Genomic DNA, 20,635 nt, shown 5'->3' with positions numbered 1-20,635 from the left:
ATAATTTTCCCCTAAACAAAAAACAAGCCTCTTTCAAGAGACTTGTTAAGATTCTTCTATGCCTAGGATGGCTATTAATGCCTTCGCTCTGTTGGCACTAAGGTGAATTTCTCCGCTTCCAGCCTTTTGGAGATAAATTGAACCGCCATAGCCCTTCCACATTTCAATACGGACGCCTTCTACTTCAAATGAATATTCGGGTGGCCTTTTCATATAATTTGCGGGCTGCCAAGGGATATCCTGTAAAAACTGAGCGACCTCTTTGTCATTTTCTAGCTCAAGCTTTTTTGTAATGGTCGGCTCTAGCTTTTCCAGTTTAGATAATAAACCATATTTTCTTACGACCCCGTTTTCCTCTATACTGCCTGTTCCCATAGAAGTTAAAGTAATATAATCCCCCTGCTTGACAGGAAAATCATCCAGCACAGGATACCAATTGGCCTGTTCATATTTTTCAGCAAGCTGTTCTTCCGTCATATGATCAAGGTCCTCAGGAATCGCTCCTTCAATAAATAAGAAAACATTCGATTCAACCTTTGCAACTGTTCCGACCATCGAAGAGCCATGTGAACTGGTCCGTAATACGATGTTATGCTCCTCCTGAAAGGCTGTTGCCTGATCAGTATAGTGCGCTTGGAAATATCGTTTGGCATCAATATTGGCTACTTCTTGGTAAGCATAAAAAGTTGGATATTTTTCTTTATAGAGAGCATATAGCTTTGTTCGCGTTGTATACATCGGCAGAAGGGGCTCGAGATATGTTTCAACATACTGTTTCGGTGCTAATCCCTGAAATAGTGCTTCGTATTCAGATGCTTGATAAAGCATTTCCAACTGTTCTACCTGCTTCTTTCTCTCCGCCTCGAGCTCTGCCTTAGAATAATCAATCCCTAATGATTTCGCAAAATAGTAGGCGGCAACGAGCTTCTCATACGATAGATAGGCTTCCTCTTTATAAAATTCCTGCTCTTTCCCTGGCCACATTAGCCGATTAATACGTTCGAAATGCTCAAGCTGTCTTTCATGAAATAGTGAGGTTGTTTGCTCTGTTTCGTTCGTAAGAAGCTGCACCATCATAAACCCCACCACACAAAGTGTCAGTAGGATGGTTAATAGAGTGAAACGAAAAGGCTTCCTTCTATTGATAGACTGTTGTAGTACTTGTTTTTTGACTCGTTCTTTGCTTGCTGTCATATCACCAGCGACATTGAGTAATTCCTTCTGTATCTCATTCATGTCTAAGCACCTCCCATTCCTCCTGCTTTAGATGAGGCTTTAATGCTTCTCTTGCCCGCTTCAGTCTTGTTTTCACCGTATTCTCCGCAATGCCAAGTAGCTGGGCAATATCACGAATTTTCATTTCTTCAAAATAATAAAGGATAATAGGCTCCCGATAGGTAAGTGAAAGCTTTAAAATAGCTGCACCAATGTGTGACCGTTCCTCTGCTGCCACAAGCTCATCTCGTTGTCTATTCCCCTGAATAGGAAATATTTTTTCTAGTAATAGTAATTTCTTATAATGCCAGCTTTTTAAATAATCCTTGCTTTGATTAATCGTTAGAGTGGATAAATACGCACGCAACTGCCCACGTTCTTCATAACCACGCTGAGAAAATTTAATAAAGACCTCTTGCACAATATCCTCTGCGGTTTGTCGGTTTTTTACATAAAAATAGGCGAGACGTAATAAATGTGCTGCATGTTCTTCGATCATTTCCTCAAGTATGCCGTCCACCTCCCCTTCTTACACTATAAACGACTGCCACTGAATGACCGTTTCATTTTTTTAAATTTTTTCCTCAAGCACCTTGACCTTGGAGCATACTCCAATGTTAGGATGAATTTAGGAGGTACTTACATGAAAATTAAACAATTCGCCGAGAAATTTCAATTAACAACTGATACCGTTCGCTACTATGAAAAAGAGGGACTCTTACAGCCGCAAAAACAAGACAATGGCTACCGTGTGTATGATGCCATGTGTGAACATACAATGAAATTTATTATCGTTTTACGACAGCTAGGCTTTACGCTTCAAGAAATTAAACATTTACTGACACTCGAACAAAAGCCTATTTCAACAGCATGTAATGAAGAAACGGTACAGCTATTTTCCACAAAGATTGCCCAAATTGAGCAGCAACTACGATTCTATCAGCATGCGCTTCATTCGTTACAACTGACAAAAACGTTAATGGCTGACGGACAATTTGAAGAAAATCAAGAAAAAATTGCCTTACTCATTGAGGATATGTATCAAAATTTACTGGAAGGTCGTGGTTAAATGTCACTACGTAAAATCATCTCAATCGAATATATCCTTGCTTTCATCATCACAGCTTCTTTCTATGGTCATCTAAATTTTCCATGGCTTTATTTTATTGTGTTTTTATTGCTCCCAGACATCACCATGGTTGGCTATCTCATCAATACAAAAATAGGCGCTCTTTTCTATAATATGGGGCATAGTTTTGTGCTACCTGCCATGTTGATGGTGATTGGTTTACTAACGACTACATCAATACCTCTGATGGCTGCCCTGATTTGGCTCGCACATATTTTCTTAGATCGCGCACTTGGCTATGGTTTAAAATATGATGACGCTTTTAAGAAGACACATTTACAGCAGATTGCGTAATGAGGAGGAAAGTATGGCTAGCCATTTAACACTGCGATTTTTAGTAGAAATGGGTTAGAAAAATCTCCTAATTAAATGCTCTCTTGGGGTAGGATTCTCTCTTTAAGCTAGCTGTTCTTGTTTTGTATAAAACAGGCAGAACACTAATTCCAAGCATGGTCATTTTCAGTCAACTAGTCTCCTTTCTCTTGCATCAAAAAACCAGCCGCCCTGCACAAACAGGTGGCTGGTTTTAGCGAATTAAACTAATAATAGTATGTGGTTCATGTTTTATATCGTCATATTTATTGACCATATCCAACACGATAGCTCCATCCTGTGTTATAGCATACACCCAGACGGCATGAGGATTTTGTTCTACATAATCCTTCCATGTAAATACTTCTGTAATTTTCGTTTGACGAAGTTGTGCACCTTGCTCTATCAGTTCATTGAGCTGATGAATATCATGCTGTGCATCGACAAGAAGCTGTCCCCCGTACTTCCGTGAGTAATTTTTGGGGTCTGTAGAATGTAAAGCCGTTTGAAAAATATTGAGACGCCCTAATTCTGGAACAAAGTCTGCACAAACAAGGACATTATAGGCGTCCTGCTTTGTTGCTACAATTAATTGATCATATGGGGTTAAATCAACATAAAACTCAGTATGCTCGCTTAAAATATCACCTGTTTCCGTCTTAATACCATTTTGTCGAGCAGCAGATAAATCTTCCCATGCACGATCCATCATCAACACATCAATTCCGTTATTTTGCAGGGACGTTGCGAGCTGTGTTGTAAATGGAGAAGCGCCTACAATCACAATACCTTTCCCAGTGGAAGCTTGTAGATCTAATTTTTTCGCAAGCCAGCCAATGCTAAAGCCATGGGCAACCACTGTCGCAAAAACAAGTGCTAATGTGAGCGCTGTTAATAATTGTGCACTTTGAAAACCTACGTCTTGTAGTGCCGTTGTAAAGTAACCTGAAACGGTTAATGCTACAATCCCTCTCGGTGCAATCCACCCAATTAAGGCCCGTTCTTCAAATGTTAAGCCCGTATTAATGGTCGCAATCCAAATCGATAACGGTCGAACAATAAACATCATTGCTAGCACGAATAGTAGCATACGCCAATCAACGATTTGCCATAACGTATCGATGGTTAAAGACGACGTCAGCATAATAAAGACACTTGAAATTAAAATAACCGAAATATTTTCTTTAAAATGCAACAGCTCATGATGACTTGTTAAATGCATATTTGCCATCACAAGCCCCATCACTGTCACAGCCAATAAGCCCGTCTCATGCATGATGGCATCGCTTAGGGCAAAAACAAGTAAAATAGTAGCAAGTAACAGAGGTGATTTCAAAAACTCTGGAATTAAACCACGCTCCAAGCATTGCCCCATTACATAACCGACGACCCCTCCTAACAGGGCGGCTAAAAAGGCGGAAACAAAGAAAACGGTTAGAGATGTCCCACCTTCTAAATGATATATACCCAAAACGACCTGATACGCAAATAGCGCTAACAATGCGCCAAAAGGATCTACAACGATGCCTTCCCACTTTAAGATAGCTGCTGGTCGCTCCTTCAATTTTGCTTGTCTCAATAAAGGCAAAATAACGGTTGGACCTGTCACAATAAATAATCCACCAATGACAAAAGAGACTGGCCATGATAGCCCTGCAACAAAATGCGCGGCAGTAGAGCCTGCAATCCAAGCGATGGCTGCCCCTACTGTGGAAATACGCAATATGGACTTCTTAAAGCCACGTATTTCTCGAAAATCAAGGCTTAAACTTCCTTCAAATAATATAACGGCTACTGCCAGAGAAATAATGGTATGAAAAATAGGGCCAAATGTCTCTTTTGGAGACACTAACCCTGTAAACGGACCAATAATTAGCCCAGCGATACTCATAATGACAATGGCAGGCATGCGAAAACGCCATGCTAACCACTGTGAAAACAAACCGATAAAAATAATAAAAGGTAACTGAAATAGTAAATTGTCAAACATATGTACCACCTACAATATCCTAGGATGAATGTATATTCCCTCATTTTAGAAGGACTAAACCTGTTACCTTACATTATGTACGTATTGTGCCAAAATTATCACTTTACCTCATCATGACCATAAACGTAATCACATTATAAAGCGCTGGTGCAACCAAAGCGAAAGCTAAACATACCACTGCAGCCCATTTTGTGTTCTTAATACCACGATCATCGCCTGTCTTTAGATGATGAAAATAAGTTAATGTGAAATAAAAGCATAAAATCATAAACAAGGGGAAAATGAGTTGTTGAGCAAAGCCATGTAGAAATGTAGCCATTGAAGAAACCTCCTATTAATATCCTCTTTACATAAATATTGTAATATACCAACTCTATTTCTACCATAAAAAAAGCAGGATCCTCCACTCTGATCCTGCTCCAAATTATTTAGATGAATCTTTTTAACAATGATTCATATAGACCCACCATTAACAATCCAATTAATATTGGAATGAGGGATGTAAAACTGAAATAAAAGCCTACATCCTGATATTGTCCCGTAAAGTGAAATTGTAGCCAAGACACCTCATATGTTTCTCCTACCCCATATAAGAAAATAGTGGTAAATAAAAATAATGCCAGACATTTTAGTCCTTGCGCTTTTTTCATAGTATCACCTCATTGTACAACGGTCATTTGTTGCGCATAGCTTAAAAGATCCTCAACTGTTAATTCTGGATTTTGTCCAACCATACTATATTGGTAGCCGTTTTCTTGCCAAGCAAGGGAACGGAAATTTTCACCATCCATAACAGTGCCTTTTTGTCCTCGAATATCTATTTCTTTTTCATTTAAAATGGGACCAATATCTGCAACACTAGCATCTGCTTTAAAAATCGTGACAAAAAAGGCTAGCTCTCCATCTAAAACATAATCGAAAGAGTATTCTGGTCGTTCCTCTATCCCTTTAACCATGGATATGTTGTCTAACGTTAGACCATTTACTTCTGGTACTAATAAAAATTTTTCAAGCTGCTGCTTTACGTCGTCCAATGAAATGGATTCAGAAGTATCCTGTCCGCTAATTTCCTGAATCGTTACATCCTTTGGTAAATCTAGTGTAAATTGTTGAGCATCTATTTTTTCACCAAAATTAATCTTAGAATATTCAGTGAGCATATGAGTCCCTGCACTATCTGTCTTCATTTTTAATGTCAGCCAAGTTTTTTTGTCAATCCATGCTTCGATATCGCCAAATAACGATTCCGTTTTCTTCGTTTTTGCGACGATTTTATAGGTATCTCTACCTGCAACCTTCTCTTCTCCTGCTATCTTAATATCATGCGTATCTTTAACCATATTAAAAATAAGCTGTACCTGATCTTTAGGTGATTGCAAGCTGTCTAATTCAGGTTGTGAATAATCCATTGTGTAGGCTGTCTTTTCAGTGACATCATAGCTAATCACTTTAGCATCATTTTTAACTGTGATAACATGTTCACCATTATCGCCTGTCATTTCTATCCGTCTATTGCTATCCTTTACCCATTCCTTCACTTGAGCTTTACCACCTAGCTCTCCCATATCTAACGTATATTCGCCATAATAAGTGAGTGGCTCTTTCGATTCTTGAAGGGCTTGGTCGATAATTTCCTGAGGTGTATAAGTTGCCTCTGAATTACAGCCCACCAAGCTAAATGTCATAACAGCAATTAAGCCTGCTGCTCGGCAAGATCTTTTCCAATTCATCATTCATTTACTCCTTTATAAGGTGGTAGCCAGCAAATTACCGCTGTTCCAATGTTCTCTCTAGAAAGCAGTTCGACAGTACCCCCATGTTTTTCAATAATTTGTTTTGTAATATTTAAGCCTAGTCCTGTTCCTCGTTCACCAGCCTTTGATCTCGCATAATCTGCTTGATACATTGGCTCGAATAATTTAACAATGTCCTGTTGTGGTATGCCTCTTCCGTGATTTTGCACAATTATATACATACCTTCTTGCTTGTTTAAAGCAGACTTCAAGAAATCAAAGCCCCATTCGGGATCATTTCCAGCATTGACTGCCGCTAAGCCTATTGTTGTCCCCTTTTCCCCATAACGCCAGGCGTTGCTCAATAAATTATCAATGACACGCTGAAGTTGTTTAGGATGCACAGCATAGAGTCCATCCACGGCACAGAAGACTTTTAATGTAAATCCTTCTTCCTCACATAACGGTTCATAGTCAGACAAGGCCATGTCAAAAAATTCTTCTCCATCCACAGCAATGAGCTCTAATGTATAGTTCGTTGATTGAAGTAAGGTAAACATCATTAAATCCTCTAGCATATGCTTCATCCGATCTGCCTTCGTAACGATGACCTGCTGATATTCTGCCACCTGCTGTTCTGATAAGCCTTTATTTTGTAAAGATTCCGCATAGGCTTGGATGGCTGTAAGGGGTGTTTTCAAATCATGGGAAATACTTGCAATCATCATTTCTTTTTGCTGTTGTTCCGCTTTTAAGGAAGCCCGAGTCTTTTCAATTTCAACCTGCATCGCCTCAAATGTTTTGGCGAGTGCCCCAATCTCATCTTTTCTTACGCTTAGAGTTGATTTAACATGCTGACCTTTCGCAAAATGACGCATGTGCTGCATCAGTTCACCTAATGGCCGATTCAGTTTCCGATGAAGCAACAAGATGACAGTTAAATAAATGATAAGAAACAACAGGATCGTGCTTGCGATGACAAGCCATGAACGCTTTTCTACACCCTTTACCCAATCTGTTCGTATTAATTGAATTTCATAGATGCCAAGCAAATCACCTTTTAGATATACAGGCTCCTTGTATGTAAAGGCGTTGTATGCTTGCTGTAAATCAAATAAACCATTTAACATGCGCTCTTTCCCTACATAGCCCGTTAGCAAAGGGTTGGAGGAAAATAAAACATAGCCAGATTTCGTATAGAGGGTAATCGCCAGCTTCTCATTGGTAAGTTCCTCTATCTCCTCAAAATCGGCATTTTTTTGATAAAGCACTGGATTGTCAACGACATCTTTTACCTGATTTAGCTCTGTCCACTTGTCAAAGTACTCCGCCACATTTTTATCTTGGTAATAAGCATTAATCCACACATAAAGGCTATAAGCTCCTACTATGGGTATGACCATTACAATAAAAAACATAATTAGTAACCACGCTTTTATTTTCATAATGGTTCACCAATAAAACGGTAGCCCTTACCCCACACAGTTTGAATGAAATTTGGGTTTTTCACAGAATCCTTGAGCTTTTCGCGCAGTGCCTTGATATGCACTGTGACAGTATGAGTGTCCTCTAACGTTGCTTGCTGCCAAATATGCTGATACAGTTCTTCTTTTGTAAAGGTTTGACTCGGATTTTTAGCTAGCAGCCTAACAAGGGCAAACTCCTTTTGAGTTAATGCAATTTCTTGCTGATAAACACATACTATTTGTCGTTGCCAATCTATTGTTAAACCATTCGCATAGGCAGTATGCTCTTCTATCACGTCTTGTTTGTGGTAGCGTCGCCAGCGTCTAAGATGAGAGGCAACTCGTGCCTTTAATTCTTCTAAGCTAAATGGTTTAGCGATATAATCGTCTGCCCCCTGCAAGCCCTCCACCTTATCCGCATCTTCCTTGCGGGCACTCATCATTAGGATTGGCACATCACTCTCCCAACGGATATTTTGACAAACCGTTAACCCATCCATTTCTGGCAGCATCCAATCCACTAGCACTAAATCGAAAGGTTGCGTTTGAAAATCTTCCAGTCCCTCAAGGCCCGTAGTAGCCCATGTCACACAATAGCCCTCCTGTTCTAGCGTATCCTTCACAATGCGCCCAATCGCTGTATCATCCTCAATCAGTAGTAATTTTTCCTTCATCATTTTCCTCCTGCATTCACCTTACTACGGAAAAAACGATTTTCTCCGAACTTTACACTTTCTTTATAATTACCTTAGAGCGTATCCGCACTTTATACAAGGGGAGGAGGCTACCGATTTCATCGAAGCAGTTTTCTTCCTGCCTGGGCTATCCGCCAATTTTGTGGGGCTATCCTTCACTTTGCCGGTTCTATCCGCTACTTTAACCGGGCTATCCTTCAGCTTTACCGGTTCTATCCACTACTTTAACCGGGCTATCCGCCAATTTTGCCGTTCTATCCACTACTTTAACCGGGTTATCCGCCACTTTGCCGGTTCTATCCGCTACATCCTTCATTTTTATCCCATTAAAAAAGGAATGCACTGTGATTGTGCATTCCTTAGCGAACTAGAAAAATAAACTTAGAATATAGTAAATCAATGCTGCCATGACAGCAGAGATTGGCATCGTGATGACCCATGTTGTAACGATTTTACGTGCCATCCCCCATTTAACGCCTTTAACACGGTGTGCTGTTCCGACACCCATGATGGATGAAGAAATAACATGTGTTGTAGAAACTGGTAAATGGATTAATGTGGCACCAAAGATAATCGATGCAGAAGCTAAGTCTGCTGCTACCCCATTTACTGGGCGGATTTTCATGATTTTACCGCCAACCGTTTTGATAATTTTATAGCCTCCGACAGATGTACCAAGACCCATCGCAGTTGCTGCAGCAAAACGTACCCAGAAAGGAATATCATCTCCTTGGTGTAGGCCGCCGGCGATTAGCGCCAAGGTAATAATACCCATTGCCTTCTGCGCATCATTTGTCCCGTGTGTAAAGGATTGTAAGGCTGCTGTCCCAATTTGCATTGTACGGAAGCCTTTATTCGTTCGATATAAATTCATATCTTTGAAGATGACTTTTAATAATGTCATCATCAGGAAACCAGCTGCGAACGCTAGTAATGGTGAAAAAATAAGTGCTTGAAGAATTTTAATAAACCCAGCATAGTTCAAAATATCAAATCCTGCTGCGGCAATAGCTGCCCCTGCAACCGAACCTATTAATGTATGAGAAGAACTTGATGGAATCCCAAAATACCATGTTAATAAATTCCATGTAATGGCAGATAATAAGGCTGCTAAAATAACAACAGAACCTGTAATATCGCCATCATAGGCATTTAAAGAAAATGGGTCCACAATATCTTTTGTTAGGGCTTTGGCTACCCCAACGAATGTAATCGCTCCGACGAAGTTCATTACTGCTGCCATATAAACCGCAGTACGTGGCTTTAAGGCACGGGTCGATACAGAGGTAGCAATCGCATTGGCTGTATCATGGAAGCCGTTAATAAAGTCGAACACAAGTGCGAAAATAACGACTAATATGGTGATTAATAAGATCGTATCCATTTCGTACACTCCATCTTATGCATTACGCATAATTATTGTTTCAATTGTGTTTGCTACTGTTTGACAGCTGTCCGCAATGTCTTCAAATTGCTCATAAATATCCTTGAAAACAATCAAACGCATTGGGTCTTTTTCTTGGATGAATAATTGCTTCATTGAAGAACGGAAAATTTCATCACATTCACGTTCATTGTCCTTAATTTGAATAGCATGTTTACGCATTTCCACAAGCTTTTTACTATTTAACAGTTCCATGGCTTGTACCATTTCGTCCGTGCTTTTCGCAATATATGTGAGGAATTGACGCATTGGCTCTGTTACTTCTGTTAGGTTGTACATATTGAAGTGCGCAATACAGCCTTCCATTCCATCAATCACATCATCTAATTTATTGGCTAATGCTAAAATATCTTCACGCTCAATTGGCGTCATAAAGGATTTATTCAGCATAACGATTAGCTCATGGATTAATTTATCGCCACTTGTTTCGTATTGCTTCATTGTATCTGCAATTTCTTTTAGCGCATCTATATCTTGAATACGGGCATTATGAGCATAATAGATACCCTCATTCACGTTTTTCGCGATTTTTAATAGTGACTGAAAAAATGGATCTTGCTTATTTGAGTTGAACATCCTGTTCCTCCTGTTGAAAAAATATTGTCAATTTCTGAACCATCATAACAAAACATTTACACAATTCTACAAAATTTTAAACACTAAGATGTTGATTTTACAAAACTGTAATATAAAATTTGCCACATTTATTTTTAAGCTATTTCGCAAGTTGTAAACGTTGGAAATCAAATATTAAAAATCACTATTTTTTCTTTAAAAATGACCCTTTTTTCTTTTATTTTTATAAAAATACTTGAAATAAACTTTTTTCTGCTTATTTGTTTGTCTTGTGAAATGTTAAGGAATTGTAAACGAAATTTACATGAAAATGCTGGAATTTCATTGTTATTTTTTGACTTCCGCAGTACGCTATGTTAAAACGCAATGAGGAAAGATGGGAGTATATTTATGGATATTGATTTACTTTCACTCACAATATTATTACTACTTGCTTTTATCGCATCTTTTTTAAATGCGATTGTTGGAGGTGGTGGGCTCATCTCCTTACCTGCATTAATGGCTGTTGGTTTACCTCCAAGTACAGCCATTGCCACAAATAAACTGGCCAATACCATTAGTAATGGTACAAGTATGCTAACTTTTTTACGTGCAGGTAAAGTTGATATCAAGAAAATCGGAAAAATCCTCCCCTTTATCTTTGTAGGGTCTTTACTCGGTGCCTTTACTGTCCATCTTGTGTCCCCTGCTATTTTAAAACCACTTATGCTTGTTATGCTCGTCCTTGTAGCTGCTTATACAATGTTTAAAAAAGATTGGGGACAGCAATATCAAGAGCGTGTACTTAGTACAGCCAAACATTTAGCCTATATAGGTGCATTTGCGGCTATTGGCTTTTACGATGGCTTTTTTGGACCAGGTACGGGTTCATTTTTTATTTTTATTCTATTAATGATGGGCTATGATTTTCTCCAAGCTGCTGGTAATGCGAAAGCTTTTAATTTCACCTCAAATTTAGCGGCATTAATCATGTTTTTAGTTTTAGGAGAAGTTCATTTTCTCTATGGTTTTTCGATGGGCTTTGTCATGATCTTTGGGGCAATCCTTGGATCCAAATTTGCGCTGAAGCGTGGAACGAGCATGATGCGTGTCATCTTTATTGTCATGACATGTTTATTGATTTTGAAAAATGCCTGGGATAATTTCTTTCATTGAGACCGCCAATTTTCAGTCAATTGACAAAAAATATTAGCGTGCTATAATACTTTTGGGCTTCACCGCATTGAAGCGCAGAAGTATTTATTAGGAGGATTCACATGTTTCGAATAGAAGCAAAGAGTAACCCTCGATTTCTTGAGGCAAGCTTTATCACTATTTTAATTATCGCCATAATGGCTTATAGTATTGGCTATTTAAAGGCTACGCCGCATATCCCGATTTTTCTTGTGATTGCCCTTTTACTGGCTTATGGATTACTGAAAAAAGTACCCTTTCGCGATCTTGAGGGTGGTATGATTGCTGGTGCTAGCGCTGGACTTGGCGCCGTTTTTATTTTCTTTTTTATTGGCATTTTAATTTCCAGCTGGATTATGGGTGGAACGATCCCAACCCTTATCTATTATGGCTTTTTAACTGTGTCGCCAAACTTTTTCTTTGCTATCGTGTTTTTAATTTGTAGTATCGTTGGTATTTCAATTGGAAGCTCTCTGACAACTGTCGCAACGGTTGGTGTAGCATTTATGGGCATTGCCGGAGCTATGGATATCTCGCTAACCATTACAGCTGGAGCGATTGTTTCTGGGGCCTTCTTTGGAGATAAAATGTCTCCATTATCCGATACAACCAATCTTGCTTCTGGTACAGTTGGTGTAGACCTTTTTGAGCATATTAAAAATATGGGCTGGACAACCATCCCTGCTTTTCTTATCTCCTTTGTGCTCTATGCTATTATCTCCCCAACAGGAGCTGCTACATCCTTTGAGACAGTGGAGCAATTTAAAGGGGGTTTACTGTCTACAGGACTTATTCATTGGTATACATTATTGCCAATTGTTGTTCTCGTAATCATGACTTTTTACAAGGCACCTGCAGTCATTACATTGGCTGTTGTGTCCATTATTGGAGTAGGTCTTGGCTCTCTACTTGACCCAGTTCCCGCTTCAGATGTCTTCAAAATTCTGTTTGATGGCTATGTCTCTCAAACTGGTAATAAAGAGGTAGATGCCTTGCTCACTCGTGGTGGGATGAATAGTATGCTATTTACAATCGCGCTTGTCTTACTTGCTTTAACAATGGGTGGCCTTTTATTCACACTAGGCATTATTCAAAGCATTTTAACGAAGGTCGAAAGCTTATTTAAAAGTGCTGGTTCTGTTATTACGGGTGCTGCCATCACGGGCATCGGTGTCAATACATTGATCGGTGAACAGTACTTATCCATTCTATTAACTGGGGAGGCCTTTAAGGCACAATTTGCAAAGGTTGGGCTTGCACCAAAAAACCTTTCACGCGTCATGGAGGATGCTGGTACGGTTGTCAACCCTCTTGTGCCTTGGAGTGTTTGTGGTATTTTTATCGCAAGTGTTCTCGGTATTTCCACACTGGATTACCTACCATTCACCTTCTTCTGTTTACTTGGACCAATTCTTACGATCTTGTTTGGCTGGAGTGGCAAAACATTAACAAAGCTTTAACCATAACAAAAGGTAGCTGAAAACAACATCAGCTACCTTTTTATTTTACTCAAAATTTTTGTGGAAACACCATTTCTTACTACCTTGACTATGTGTTGTATAAAATAATTTTAATCCCTTATCGGCTCGGAAATTTGATAGCGTGTAAAGCTAGCTGTTGGAGAGAAAGCTATCATTCCAATTTGGAATCAAAATTCATGATTTTTCGCATTTCTGTTGGATGACCTCCTTTGCTATGCTCTACTAAAGGAGATGAAAGAGGATGACAACAAAAACAAAATGGAATGCTCATTTATATGATGAAAAGCATGATTTCGTGTCAAAATTGGGTACAAGCTTAGTCAATCTACTAGCGCCGCAAAAAAATGAACATATTTTAGATGTGGGTTGTGGTACAGGAGATTTGGCTAATGACATATCAGCACTTGGAGCTTCTGTGCTCGGAGTAGATGCGTCGGCTACAATGATTTTAGCTGCTCAGCAAAAATATCCTGCCATTAACTTTCAAACGATGGAAGCTACAGCGATGCACTTTTCTCAGCAATTTGATGCCGTTTTCTCCAATGCCGCACTTCATTGGATGAAGGAACCTGATGTAGTTATCGAAAATGTCTATGGTGCACTGAAGAACGGTGGACGCTTTGTTGCTGAAATGGGTGGACAAGGCAATATTGCATCTATCATTTGGGCTCTGCAAAAAAGTATGGAATCTTTACAATTTCCCTATATCGACCACTATTTCCCTTGGTATTTTCCAAGCGTCGAGGAATATCAATCAAAATTAGAAAAGGCAGGCTTTCAGGTCGAGAATATCACACTCTATAAACGCCCTACACCACTTCAAGGGCAGGATGGGCTTCGCAACTGGTTGGTCATGTTTAGTGAAAATCTTCTACAGCACTTAAAGGCTGATGAGAAAGAGCAGGTTTATGCGACATGTGAGGAATTATTAAAGCCAACTTGTTTCCAACAGAATGAATGGGTCATTGATTATTATCGTCTGCGCTTTATTGCTCGTAAAAAATAGATTACAAAAGGTTACTATTCTGTTGTAGTAACCTTTTTTCAATGCTAAGAGCGAGGCAGCAATATTACAATGACGCCTATTAAGCATATCCCTGCGCCAATAAAGTCTAAATGATCGGGCTTTTTGCCATCAATGCCCCACCCCCATAAAATAGACAACACGATGAATACCCCACCATAGGCTGCATAAACTCTGCCAAAGGTAGGGAAGGACTGGAATGTTGCAACAACGCCGTACAGAGCAAGTGCAATACCGCCAATAATGCCCCAATAAAAAGGTTTACCCTCTCGTAACCAAAGCCAAATTAAATAGCCCCCACCTATTTCACCAATTCCCGCAAGAATAAATAATAATATAGCGATCATACTGTATCTCTCTTTCTCATTTTCACTCTATTATACATGTCCTACATACTCCAATATGTAATGGTGTCCGTTATTCCGATTAAAATTAATAGGATACCTGCTGTCATTTGAATAGCTCTTCCCATTTTCATACTTTTTCGTAGGATAATACGCTTGGCATCAAAGACATAGATCAACAGAAGCATGATGATGAGCGGTACAGCGGTCGCTACGCCAAAAATACTAGGTAGAAGCAGCCCATAGGAAGTGCTCGCCACAAGGGGCATTAACCATACAAAAAATAGAACAAACATAGTGGGACAAAAGGCAATAGAAAAACTAGCACCCATTAAGAACGAGCCAAATTTCCCCTCTTTTACTACAGGCGGCAGCAGCGATGTTAAACGTTGTAGAAAGGTTAATTTGAATAAACCGATTAGCACCAGCCCTGTTAGCAGCATCATCGGCCCAATAGCCTGACGAAAGATTGGAAAATAACCGGTCATCTTTGTTTCAAATGATTGCCCAAAAAGCCAAGCACAAAAGCCAAGCACACTAAAAACAACCACTTTCCCCACTATAAAAAACATAATTTCTTGCCAATTACTGCTCTTTTGAAGTGTTCGATTGCCGTAAAATGTAATGGCACTCATATTACCTGTTAACTGACATGGAGCAAAGGCACCTATCAAGCCAAGAAGAATGGCCATCATCAGGGCAGAATGCTCATAGCCCTGTACAAATTGCGTAAGCGGTTCACTAATAAACTGACTAATGGTGGACAATATACTATACATCTAAACACCCTCTATCTATTATTTATACTAAAATAGTATAAAGGAACATTATGAATAAACAGTGCAGAAAACGGCTTTACCCATACACGCTATTACACGCTACTAAAAAATCATCATAATCAGCCGAGACATACTTTGTAAGCAAGTAAGTATCCGATACAATGTGAGAAAATTCTTTTACTGAATAGCTATGTAGAAGATTTTGCTGACAATCTGGTTCAATTACACTCTTAGGCAGCAAGGCAATACCAAGACCATGCTTGACGAAATGCTTGATTACCTCTGTTTGATTAATATGCATTGTTTGATGGCTAGTAAATTGCTGTAGCACCTGTTGTACTTCCTGCCAATAGGGCGCATATTCATGTGTGAAAAGCGTTTCCTGCTGTAAAAGGGTGAAAGCATCATATTCCTTTTTAGCAATAGGAGCAATTAAATGCAATGGTTCTTGTGCAAGCATTACCGTGTGAAGCTCACGAGTTGAGGTTAATTTGGATAAGCCCATATCGATTACACCAGTAAATACCGCTTCCCCAATTTCATTGGATTTTAAAAGTTCTATCACTACCTGAGTAGAGGGCTTTCGATGCTGGAATGCTGTAATAATAGCTGGTAATGTTGAATTCGCTATTTGCGGAGCAACGCCAATCGTAAGCTTAGCGGTGTAGCCTTTTACAAAGGAATCCATTTGTTGTAGCCCTTCATCTAAAGCGGACAGGATTTTTTGTGCCTGCAGACGAAAATAAGCACCCTGCTGATTTAACGTCACCTGTTTGCTCTGTCGATTAAATAATGGGGTTTGCAATGTCCTTTCTAAATGCTGGATATGCTTCGTTACAGTCGATTGTGTAATAAATCGTTTTTCAGCTGTTTCTCGAAAGTTTTCAGTTTGTGCTGCCACTATAAATGTGCGTAGCCACTCTGTCTCCATCGCCATCCCTCTTTCGTTTTCAACTAGTATAACGAAAAATTTGTAAGTCTTGAAACCTTTTTTCAACATAAGCGTATGTATAGCTAACGATGTCAGTAGGAGGAATGAAAGATGTCTTTTTTTCATAAAGCATTAGCAAGTATTGGTATAGGTTCAGCGACAGTGGATACAAGATTGGAGAAGGATACTTATCGTGCTGGAGAGGTCATGCAGGGTGAAATCATTGTGCGTGGCGGTCAAGTTGAGCAACAGGTCGACACGATTTACCTATCCGTCAATACGACCTATATCCGTGAGTCGAATGATCACAAACATACAGAGGTTGCCGCACTGCAGAAGGTCAAAGTAACAGAGCCTTTCACACTGGGCGCCGGCGAGGAAAAAATCTTCCCTATTTCATTAACATTGCCATTTGAAACACCGATTAGTGCAGGTAAAACACAGGTATGGATTCAAACGGGTCTTGATATTAAAAATGCGGTCGATCCGAGTGATAAGGATTATATTCGTGTCGAGCCAACAGCACTAGCAGGTCATATATTAGATGCAATTCGTGGATTAGGTTTCCGTTTACGTGAAGCTGAATGTGAACAAGCTCCTTCACGCTTCCGCGGCTACTATCCATTTGTCCAGGAATTTGAATTTGTAACCACTGGACAATATAGAGGCCATTTAGATGAGCTTGAATTAGTTTTCCTTTCTCAATCCAACCATTCTGCAGAGATTTTCATGCAAATTGATCGCAAAGTAAAAGGCATTGGTAGCTTTTTTGCTGAAGCATTAGATATGGATGAAAGCTATGTTCGCACAACGATTACGATGCATGACCTACCGACACTACAAACAAAGCTTCAGCAAATCATTTCAAAACATGCCTAATGAACTAAAAAGTAGTTGAAGCCTAACTTCAGCTACTTTTTTTATGATCAAATAGGAGGGCGAAAAGGATGATGATGAAAGCGGCATTATTTGATTTAGACGGAACATTATTAAATAGAGATGCATCTGTCGAACTCTTCATTAAGCAGCAATATGAGCGATTAAAGGGAGTACTAGGTTCCATTCCAAAAGAACAATATATAGCTCGTTTTATCCAATTAGATAAGCGGGGCTACGTTTGGAAGGACCATGTCTATCAGCAATTGGTAGAAGAATTTCACCTTGTTCATATTACGTGGGAAGAACTTCTTCAAGATTACCTAAACGAATTTAAATATAGCTGTGTCCCTTTTCCTAACCTTATCCCTATGCTAGAACAATTGAAAAGGGATCAGTTGGCTTTAGGCATGATTACGAATGGCTATGGGCATTTTCAGATGGACAATATAAAGGCATTAGCAATTGAACATTATTTTGATGTCATTTTAGTTTCGGAATGGGCAGGAATGAAAAAACCCGATCCTCAACTGTTTTTAAATGCCATCGAAAAGCTGAATGTCCTTCCTCATGAATGTGTTTTTATCGGCGACCATCCTGTGAATGATGTCAAAGGTGCTCAACATGTGGGAATGAAGGGCATTTGGAAAAAAGATAAACAATGGCAACATGTTCAAGCGGATGCCATCGTGGAGGATTTATTAGAAATACCGATATTCATTGACTCTTTCAGCCAATAATAAATAACCCATCTACTTGTTGGTAGATGGGTTTTTGTTTTATCCTATTTCACAGCTTGCTTTACTTTTTCCAGCACTTCTTCAGCTGTCGCTAGCTGTAATGCCTCTGTTGCTAAAGTCTGCATCTCTGGGACAGATAATTGCTTTAGCAAGGCCCTCGTTTTTAAAATAGACGTAGCACTCATAGAGAACTCATCTAAGCCTAGGCCTAGCAATAGTGGAACAGCATGCTCATCGCCAGCCATTTCTCCACACATTCCTACCCATTTCTTTTCTTGATGGGCAGCTTTAATGACCATTTGAATTAAACGTAATATGGCTGGGTTATATGGTTGATATAAATAGGAAACTTTTTCATTCATCCGATCTGCCGCCATTGTATATTGAATTAAATCATTTGTCCCGATGGAGAAGAAATCCACTTCTTTGGCAAAAATATCTGCCATTACGGCTGTCGAGGGAATTTCAACCATCATCCCGACCTCGATGGAAGAGCCTACTGCAATCCCTCCAGCTATCAGCTTTTCCTTTTCCTCAAGCAAAATGGCTTTAGCCGCACGGAATTCTTGAATGGTCGCTATCATGGGGAACATAATTTTTAAGTTTCCGTAGACAGATGCTCGCAGTAGTGCTCGCAATTGTGTGCGGAATAACTCCTGCTGGTCAAGACATAGACGAATGGCACGGTGACCAAGGAATGGATTCATTTCTTCTTGCAAAGGTAAATATGGCAGGTGCTTGTCGCCACCAATATCGAGTGTTCGAATAACAACGGGCTTGCCCTTCATTCCTTCCAAGACTGTTTTATACGCTGTAAATTGTTCTTCCTCAGAGGGTAAATTTTCTCTGCCCATATATAAAAACTCTGTTCGATATAAGCCAATTCCCTCTGCTCCATGACGCAATACACCATCCAAATCATTTGGCGATCCAATATTAGCCGCTAGCTCAACATGCACGCCATCTTTAGAAACGGTTTGCTCATTCACTAAAGTAGACCATTCCGCCTGCTGTACCCGATATTTTTGTGCCTTTTCCTGATAGTCTGCAATCACATCGGCACTTGGATTCACTAGGACTTGACCCGTCAAACCGTCAACAATTATAGTATCGCCATCCTGAATTGTTGTCGTAGCAACCCCTGCCCCTACGACTGCTGGGATTTCTAAGCTACGAGCCATGATGGCTGAATGGGATGTACGCCCACCAATATCGGTAATAAAACCGAGAACATAGTTGCGATCTAATTGGGCTGTCTCTGAAGGTGTCAAATCATTCGCTACGATAATTACCTGTTCGTTAATATTGCTTGGATTTGGAATATGTACTCCGAGTAAATGTGCTAATATGCGATTTGTCACATCCTTAATATCTGATGCACGGGCACTCATGTATTCGTCATCCATACCTTCAAATAATGCCACAAACATAGAGGTTACTTCATGCAATGCATACTCCGCATTTACCGCTTCGTCTGCAATTTTTTGATTGATAGGCCCAATTAATTCGGGATCATGAACCACTAATAAATGTGCCTCAAAAATTGCGGCTTCTTCTGCACTAAATTTTTCTAATGTTTGCTGTCGAATGACAATCAGTTCTTGCTCTGCTTTGGCAAGAGCGGCTGCTAAACGTTTCTGCTCTGCCTCGATATCATGAACAGTTGTTTTAGCGAATGTTAAATCTGGTTGGACGAAACGATATGCTTTCGCAATGGCAATGCCGTCTGAAGCGGCAATACCAGTGAGTCGTGTCATTGTGCAAGCCCCATTTCCGTGATGAGTGTCGTTAGTGCTGCTAATGCTTGCTCTTCGTCTTCCCCCTCTACAACAAGTGTAAATTGTGAACCTTGCTTTAAGGCTAATCCCATCACACCTAAGATTGATTTCAAGTTAGCTGCTTTTTCTTCTGTACGTATTTCTATAGATGAAGCAAATGGTGTTGCTTTTGCCACAAGCTGGCTCGCTGGTCGTGCATGAATACCTAAAGGATCGACTACTGTAAATTGTTGTGTTTTCATAATTTATTCTCCTCTTCTTGTAAGTCTGTTAAAACCATTACATTTGGATGTTTCGATAAAGCAGTTGCAGGTACGTCTTCTGTATAATCAGATGCCAGTAAACGCTCTAACACCTCACGCTTAGCTTCTCCCACTGCGAGTAACAAAATGCATTTTGCCCGCATAATCGATTGAATACCCATCGTGTATGCCTGTGTTGGCACTTCGTCAATGGATGAAAAGAAACGCGCGTTAGCTTGACGAGTAGATTCTTCGAGTGTTACAAGATGTGTTAAAGAAGCAAATGACGTACCAGGCTCATTGAAGCCGATATGACCATTTTGACCGATACCAAGCAGTTGGAAATCTAAGGGATATTGTTGCAGTAATCCTTCATAGCGAGCTGTTTCCACTAAAGGATCTACTGCTAATCCATCTGGTAAATACGATGCTAAAAATGGTTTTTGGTTAAATAAATGTTTGTTCATATAATAGGCGTAGCTTTGCTGATGAGTTGCCTCAAGCCCAACATACTCATCCAAATTAAAGCTAATACAATGTGAAAAATCAATATCTGTTTTACAGATTTTAGCATATAGTGGTTCCATTGTTCCACCAGTAGCTAACCCGAACGTTGTGGCGCCATTATTTTTGGCTTCCACGATGGTCGCTACTGCATGTGAATATAAATCATCCATTGAGGAAAATCTTTTTACTTTCACCACATA

The 20,635-nt window shown here is 39.7% G+C and carries 23 protein-coding genes; 7 read left to right on the top strand and 16 right to left on the bottom strand.

Annotated features, from left to right (window positions below):
• Positions 1-45: 45 nt before the first annotated feature.
• Positions 46-1,236: a hypothetical protein gene (locus tag C7B89_RS14430; protein WP_115673982.1), complete on the bottom strand. Its 1,191-nt coding sequence runs from the start codon at positions 1,234-1,236 to the stop codon at positions 46-48.
• A complete protein-coding gene (locus tag C7B89_RS14425) occupies positions 1,229-1,735 on the bottom strand; it encodes a sigma-70 family RNA polymerase sigma factor (RefSeq protein ID WP_115673981.1) in 507 nt (168 codons plus the stop codon). The genes C7B89_RS14430 and C7B89_RS14425 overlap by 8 nt, the downstream gene beginning before the upstream one ends.
• A 123-nt stretch (positions 1,736-1,858) precedes the next feature.
• Between C7B89_RS14425 and C7B89_RS14420 the strand changes: the two genes are divergently transcribed.
• Positions 1,859-2,284 carry a MerR family transcriptional regulator gene (locus tag C7B89_RS14420; protein ID WP_048390393.1) on the top strand — a complete coding sequence of 142 codons (426 nt, stop codon included), beginning with the start codon at positions 1,859-1,861 and terminating at the stop codon, positions 2,282-2,284.
• Positions 2,285-2,638 (top strand): DUF4260 domain-containing protein, encoded by a 354-nt coding sequence (locus C7B89_RS14415; protein ID WP_048390391.1) that lies wholly within the window; start codon positions 2,285-2,287, stop codon positions 2,636-2,638.
• 232 nt (positions 2,639-2,870) lie between these two features.
• On the opposite strand, the gene C7B89_RS14410 is transcribed toward C7B89_RS14415, so the two are convergent.
• The 8 genes from C7B89_RS14410 to C7B89_RS14375 form a co-directional block, all read right to left on the bottom strand.
• Positions 2,871-4,646: a cation:proton antiporter gene (locus tag C7B89_RS14410; protein ID WP_115673980.1), complete on the bottom strand. Its 1,776-nt coding sequence runs from the start codon at positions 4,644-4,646 to the stop codon at positions 2,871-2,873.
• A gap of 103 nt (positions 4,647-4,749) precedes the next feature.
• Positions 4,750-4,965, bottom strand: a complete 216-nt coding sequence (locus tag C7B89_RS14405; RefSeq protein WP_048390387.1) for a hypothetical protein — start codon at positions 4,963-4,965, stop codon at positions 4,750-4,752.
• Positions 4,966-5,074: 109 nt separating this feature from the next.
• Positions 5,075-5,296 (bottom strand): hypothetical protein, encoded by a 222-nt coding sequence (locus C7B89_RS14400; RefSeq protein WP_004229062.1) that lies wholly within the window; start codon positions 5,294-5,296, stop codon positions 5,075-5,077.
• A 9-nt stretch (positions 5,297-5,305) separates the two neighbouring features.
• Positions 5,306-6,376 carry a LolA family protein gene (locus C7B89_RS14395; RefSeq protein WP_048390502.1) on the bottom strand — a complete coding sequence of 357 codons (1,071 nt, stop codon included), beginning with the start codon at positions 6,374-6,376 and terminating at the stop codon, positions 5,306-5,308.
• Complete coding sequence (locus C7B89_RS14390; protein WP_115673979.1) at positions 6,376-7,824, bottom strand: HAMP domain-containing sensor histidine kinase; 1,449 nt, start codon at positions 7,822-7,824, stop codon at positions 6,376-6,378. Before C7B89_RS14390 ends, C7B89_RS14395 begins: the two co-directional genes overlap by 1 nt.
• Positions 7,821-8,519, bottom strand: coding sequence for a response regulator transcription factor (locus C7B89_RS14385; RefSeq protein ID WP_054550906.1), 699 nt, complete (start codon positions 8,517-8,519; stop codon positions 7,821-7,823). Before C7B89_RS14385 ends, C7B89_RS14390 begins: the two co-directional genes overlap by 4 nt.
• 388 nt (positions 8,520-8,907) lie before the next feature.
• Complete coding sequence (locus tag C7B89_RS14380) at positions 8,908-9,924, bottom strand: inorganic phosphate transporter (RefSeq protein ID WP_004229076.1); 1,017 nt, start codon at positions 9,922-9,924, stop codon at positions 8,908-8,910.
• A 15-nt stretch (positions 9,925-9,939) separates the two neighbouring features.
• Positions 9,940-10,560: a DUF47 domain-containing protein gene (locus C7B89_RS14375; RefSeq protein ID WP_004229078.1), complete on the bottom strand. Its 621-nt coding sequence runs from the start codon at positions 10,558-10,560 to the stop codon at positions 9,940-9,942.
• 390 nt (positions 10,561-10,950) lie between these two features.
• On the opposite strand from C7B89_RS14375, the gene C7B89_RS14370 reads away from it, so the two are divergent.
• From C7B89_RS14370 to C7B89_RS14360, 3 genes are all read left to right on the top strand, one after another.
• Positions 10,951-11,715, top strand: a complete 765-nt coding sequence (locus tag C7B89_RS14370) for a sulfite exporter TauE/SafE family protein (protein WP_115673978.1) — start codon at positions 10,951-10,953, stop codon at positions 11,713-11,715.
• A gap of 101 nt (positions 11,716-11,816) precedes the next feature.
• Positions 11,817-13,193 (top strand): Na+/H+ antiporter NhaC, encoded by a 1,377-nt coding sequence (nhaC, locus tag C7B89_RS14365; RefSeq protein ID WP_115673977.1) that lies wholly within the window; start codon positions 11,817-11,819, stop codon positions 13,191-13,193.
• Between the two features lie 262 nt (positions 13,194-13,455).
• Entirely contained in the window at positions 13,456-14,220 is a 765-nt protein-coding gene (locus tag C7B89_RS14360; protein ID WP_066037450.1) for a class I SAM-dependent methyltransferase, read from the top strand.
• A 44-nt stretch (positions 14,221-14,264) separates the two neighbouring features.
• On the opposite strand, the gene C7B89_RS14355 is transcribed toward C7B89_RS14360, so the two are convergent.
• From C7B89_RS14355 to C7B89_RS14345, 3 genes are all read right to left on the bottom strand, one after another.
• Positions 14,265-14,585, bottom strand: a complete 321-nt coding sequence (locus tag C7B89_RS14355; protein WP_004229297.1) for a YnfA family protein — start codon at positions 14,583-14,585, stop codon at positions 14,265-14,267.
• A 41-nt stretch (positions 14,586-14,626) separates the two neighbouring features.
• Complete coding sequence (locus C7B89_RS14350; protein ID WP_115673976.1) at positions 14,627-15,361, bottom strand: urease accessory protein UreH domain-containing protein; 735 nt, start codon at positions 15,359-15,361, stop codon at positions 14,627-14,629.
• Positions 15,362-15,437: 76 nt separating this feature from the next.
• A complete protein-coding gene (locus C7B89_RS14345; protein ID WP_115673975.1) occupies positions 15,438-16,292 on the bottom strand; it encodes a LysR family transcriptional regulator in 855 nt (284 codons plus the stop codon).
• Between the two features lie 111 nt (positions 16,293-16,403).
• Between C7B89_RS14345 and C7B89_RS14340 the strand changes: the two genes are divergently transcribed.
• Entirely contained in the window at positions 16,404-17,171 is a 768-nt protein-coding gene (locus C7B89_RS14340; RefSeq protein WP_115673974.1) for a sporulation protein, read from the top strand.
• 71 nt (positions 17,172-17,242) lie between these two features.
• Positions 17,243-17,908 (top strand): HAD family hydrolase, encoded by a 666-nt coding sequence (locus C7B89_RS14335; RefSeq protein WP_115674036.1) that lies wholly within the window; start codon positions 17,243-17,245, stop codon positions 17,906-17,908.
• Between the two features lie 44 nt (positions 17,909-17,952).
• On the opposite strand, the gene ptsP is transcribed toward C7B89_RS14335, so the two are convergent.
• Genes ptsP through C7B89_RS14320 form a run of 3 tightly spaced genes read right to left on the bottom strand, consistent with a single transcriptional unit; the run spans position 17,953 to position 20,629 of the window.
• Positions 17,953-19,665, bottom strand: a complete 1,713-nt coding sequence (gene ptsP, locus C7B89_RS14330; protein ID WP_115673973.1) for a phosphoenolpyruvate--protein phosphotransferase — start codon at positions 19,663-19,665, stop codon at positions 17,953-17,955.
• Complete coding sequence (locus tag C7B89_RS14325) at positions 19,662-19,928, bottom strand: HPr family phosphocarrier protein (RefSeq protein ID WP_004229305.1); 267 nt, start codon at positions 19,926-19,928, stop codon at positions 19,662-19,664. Before C7B89_RS14325 ends, ptsP begins: the two co-directional genes overlap by 4 nt.
• Positions 19,925-20,629 carry a glucosamine-6-phosphate deaminase gene (locus C7B89_RS14320; RefSeq protein WP_103117861.1) on the bottom strand — a complete coding sequence of 235 codons (705 nt, stop codon included), beginning with the start codon at positions 20,627-20,629 and terminating at the stop codon, positions 19,925-19,927. Before C7B89_RS14320 ends, C7B89_RS14325 begins: the two co-directional genes overlap by 4 nt.
• Positions 20,630-20,635 lie beyond the last annotated feature (6 nt).

The organism is Lysinibacillus capsici (genome assembly GCF_003367505.1).
Lineage (GTDB): Bacteria > Bacillota > Bacilli > Bacillales_A > Planococcaceae > Lysinibacillus > Lysinibacillus capsici.
This window is presented reverse-complemented; position numbering and strand designations above follow the sequence as displayed.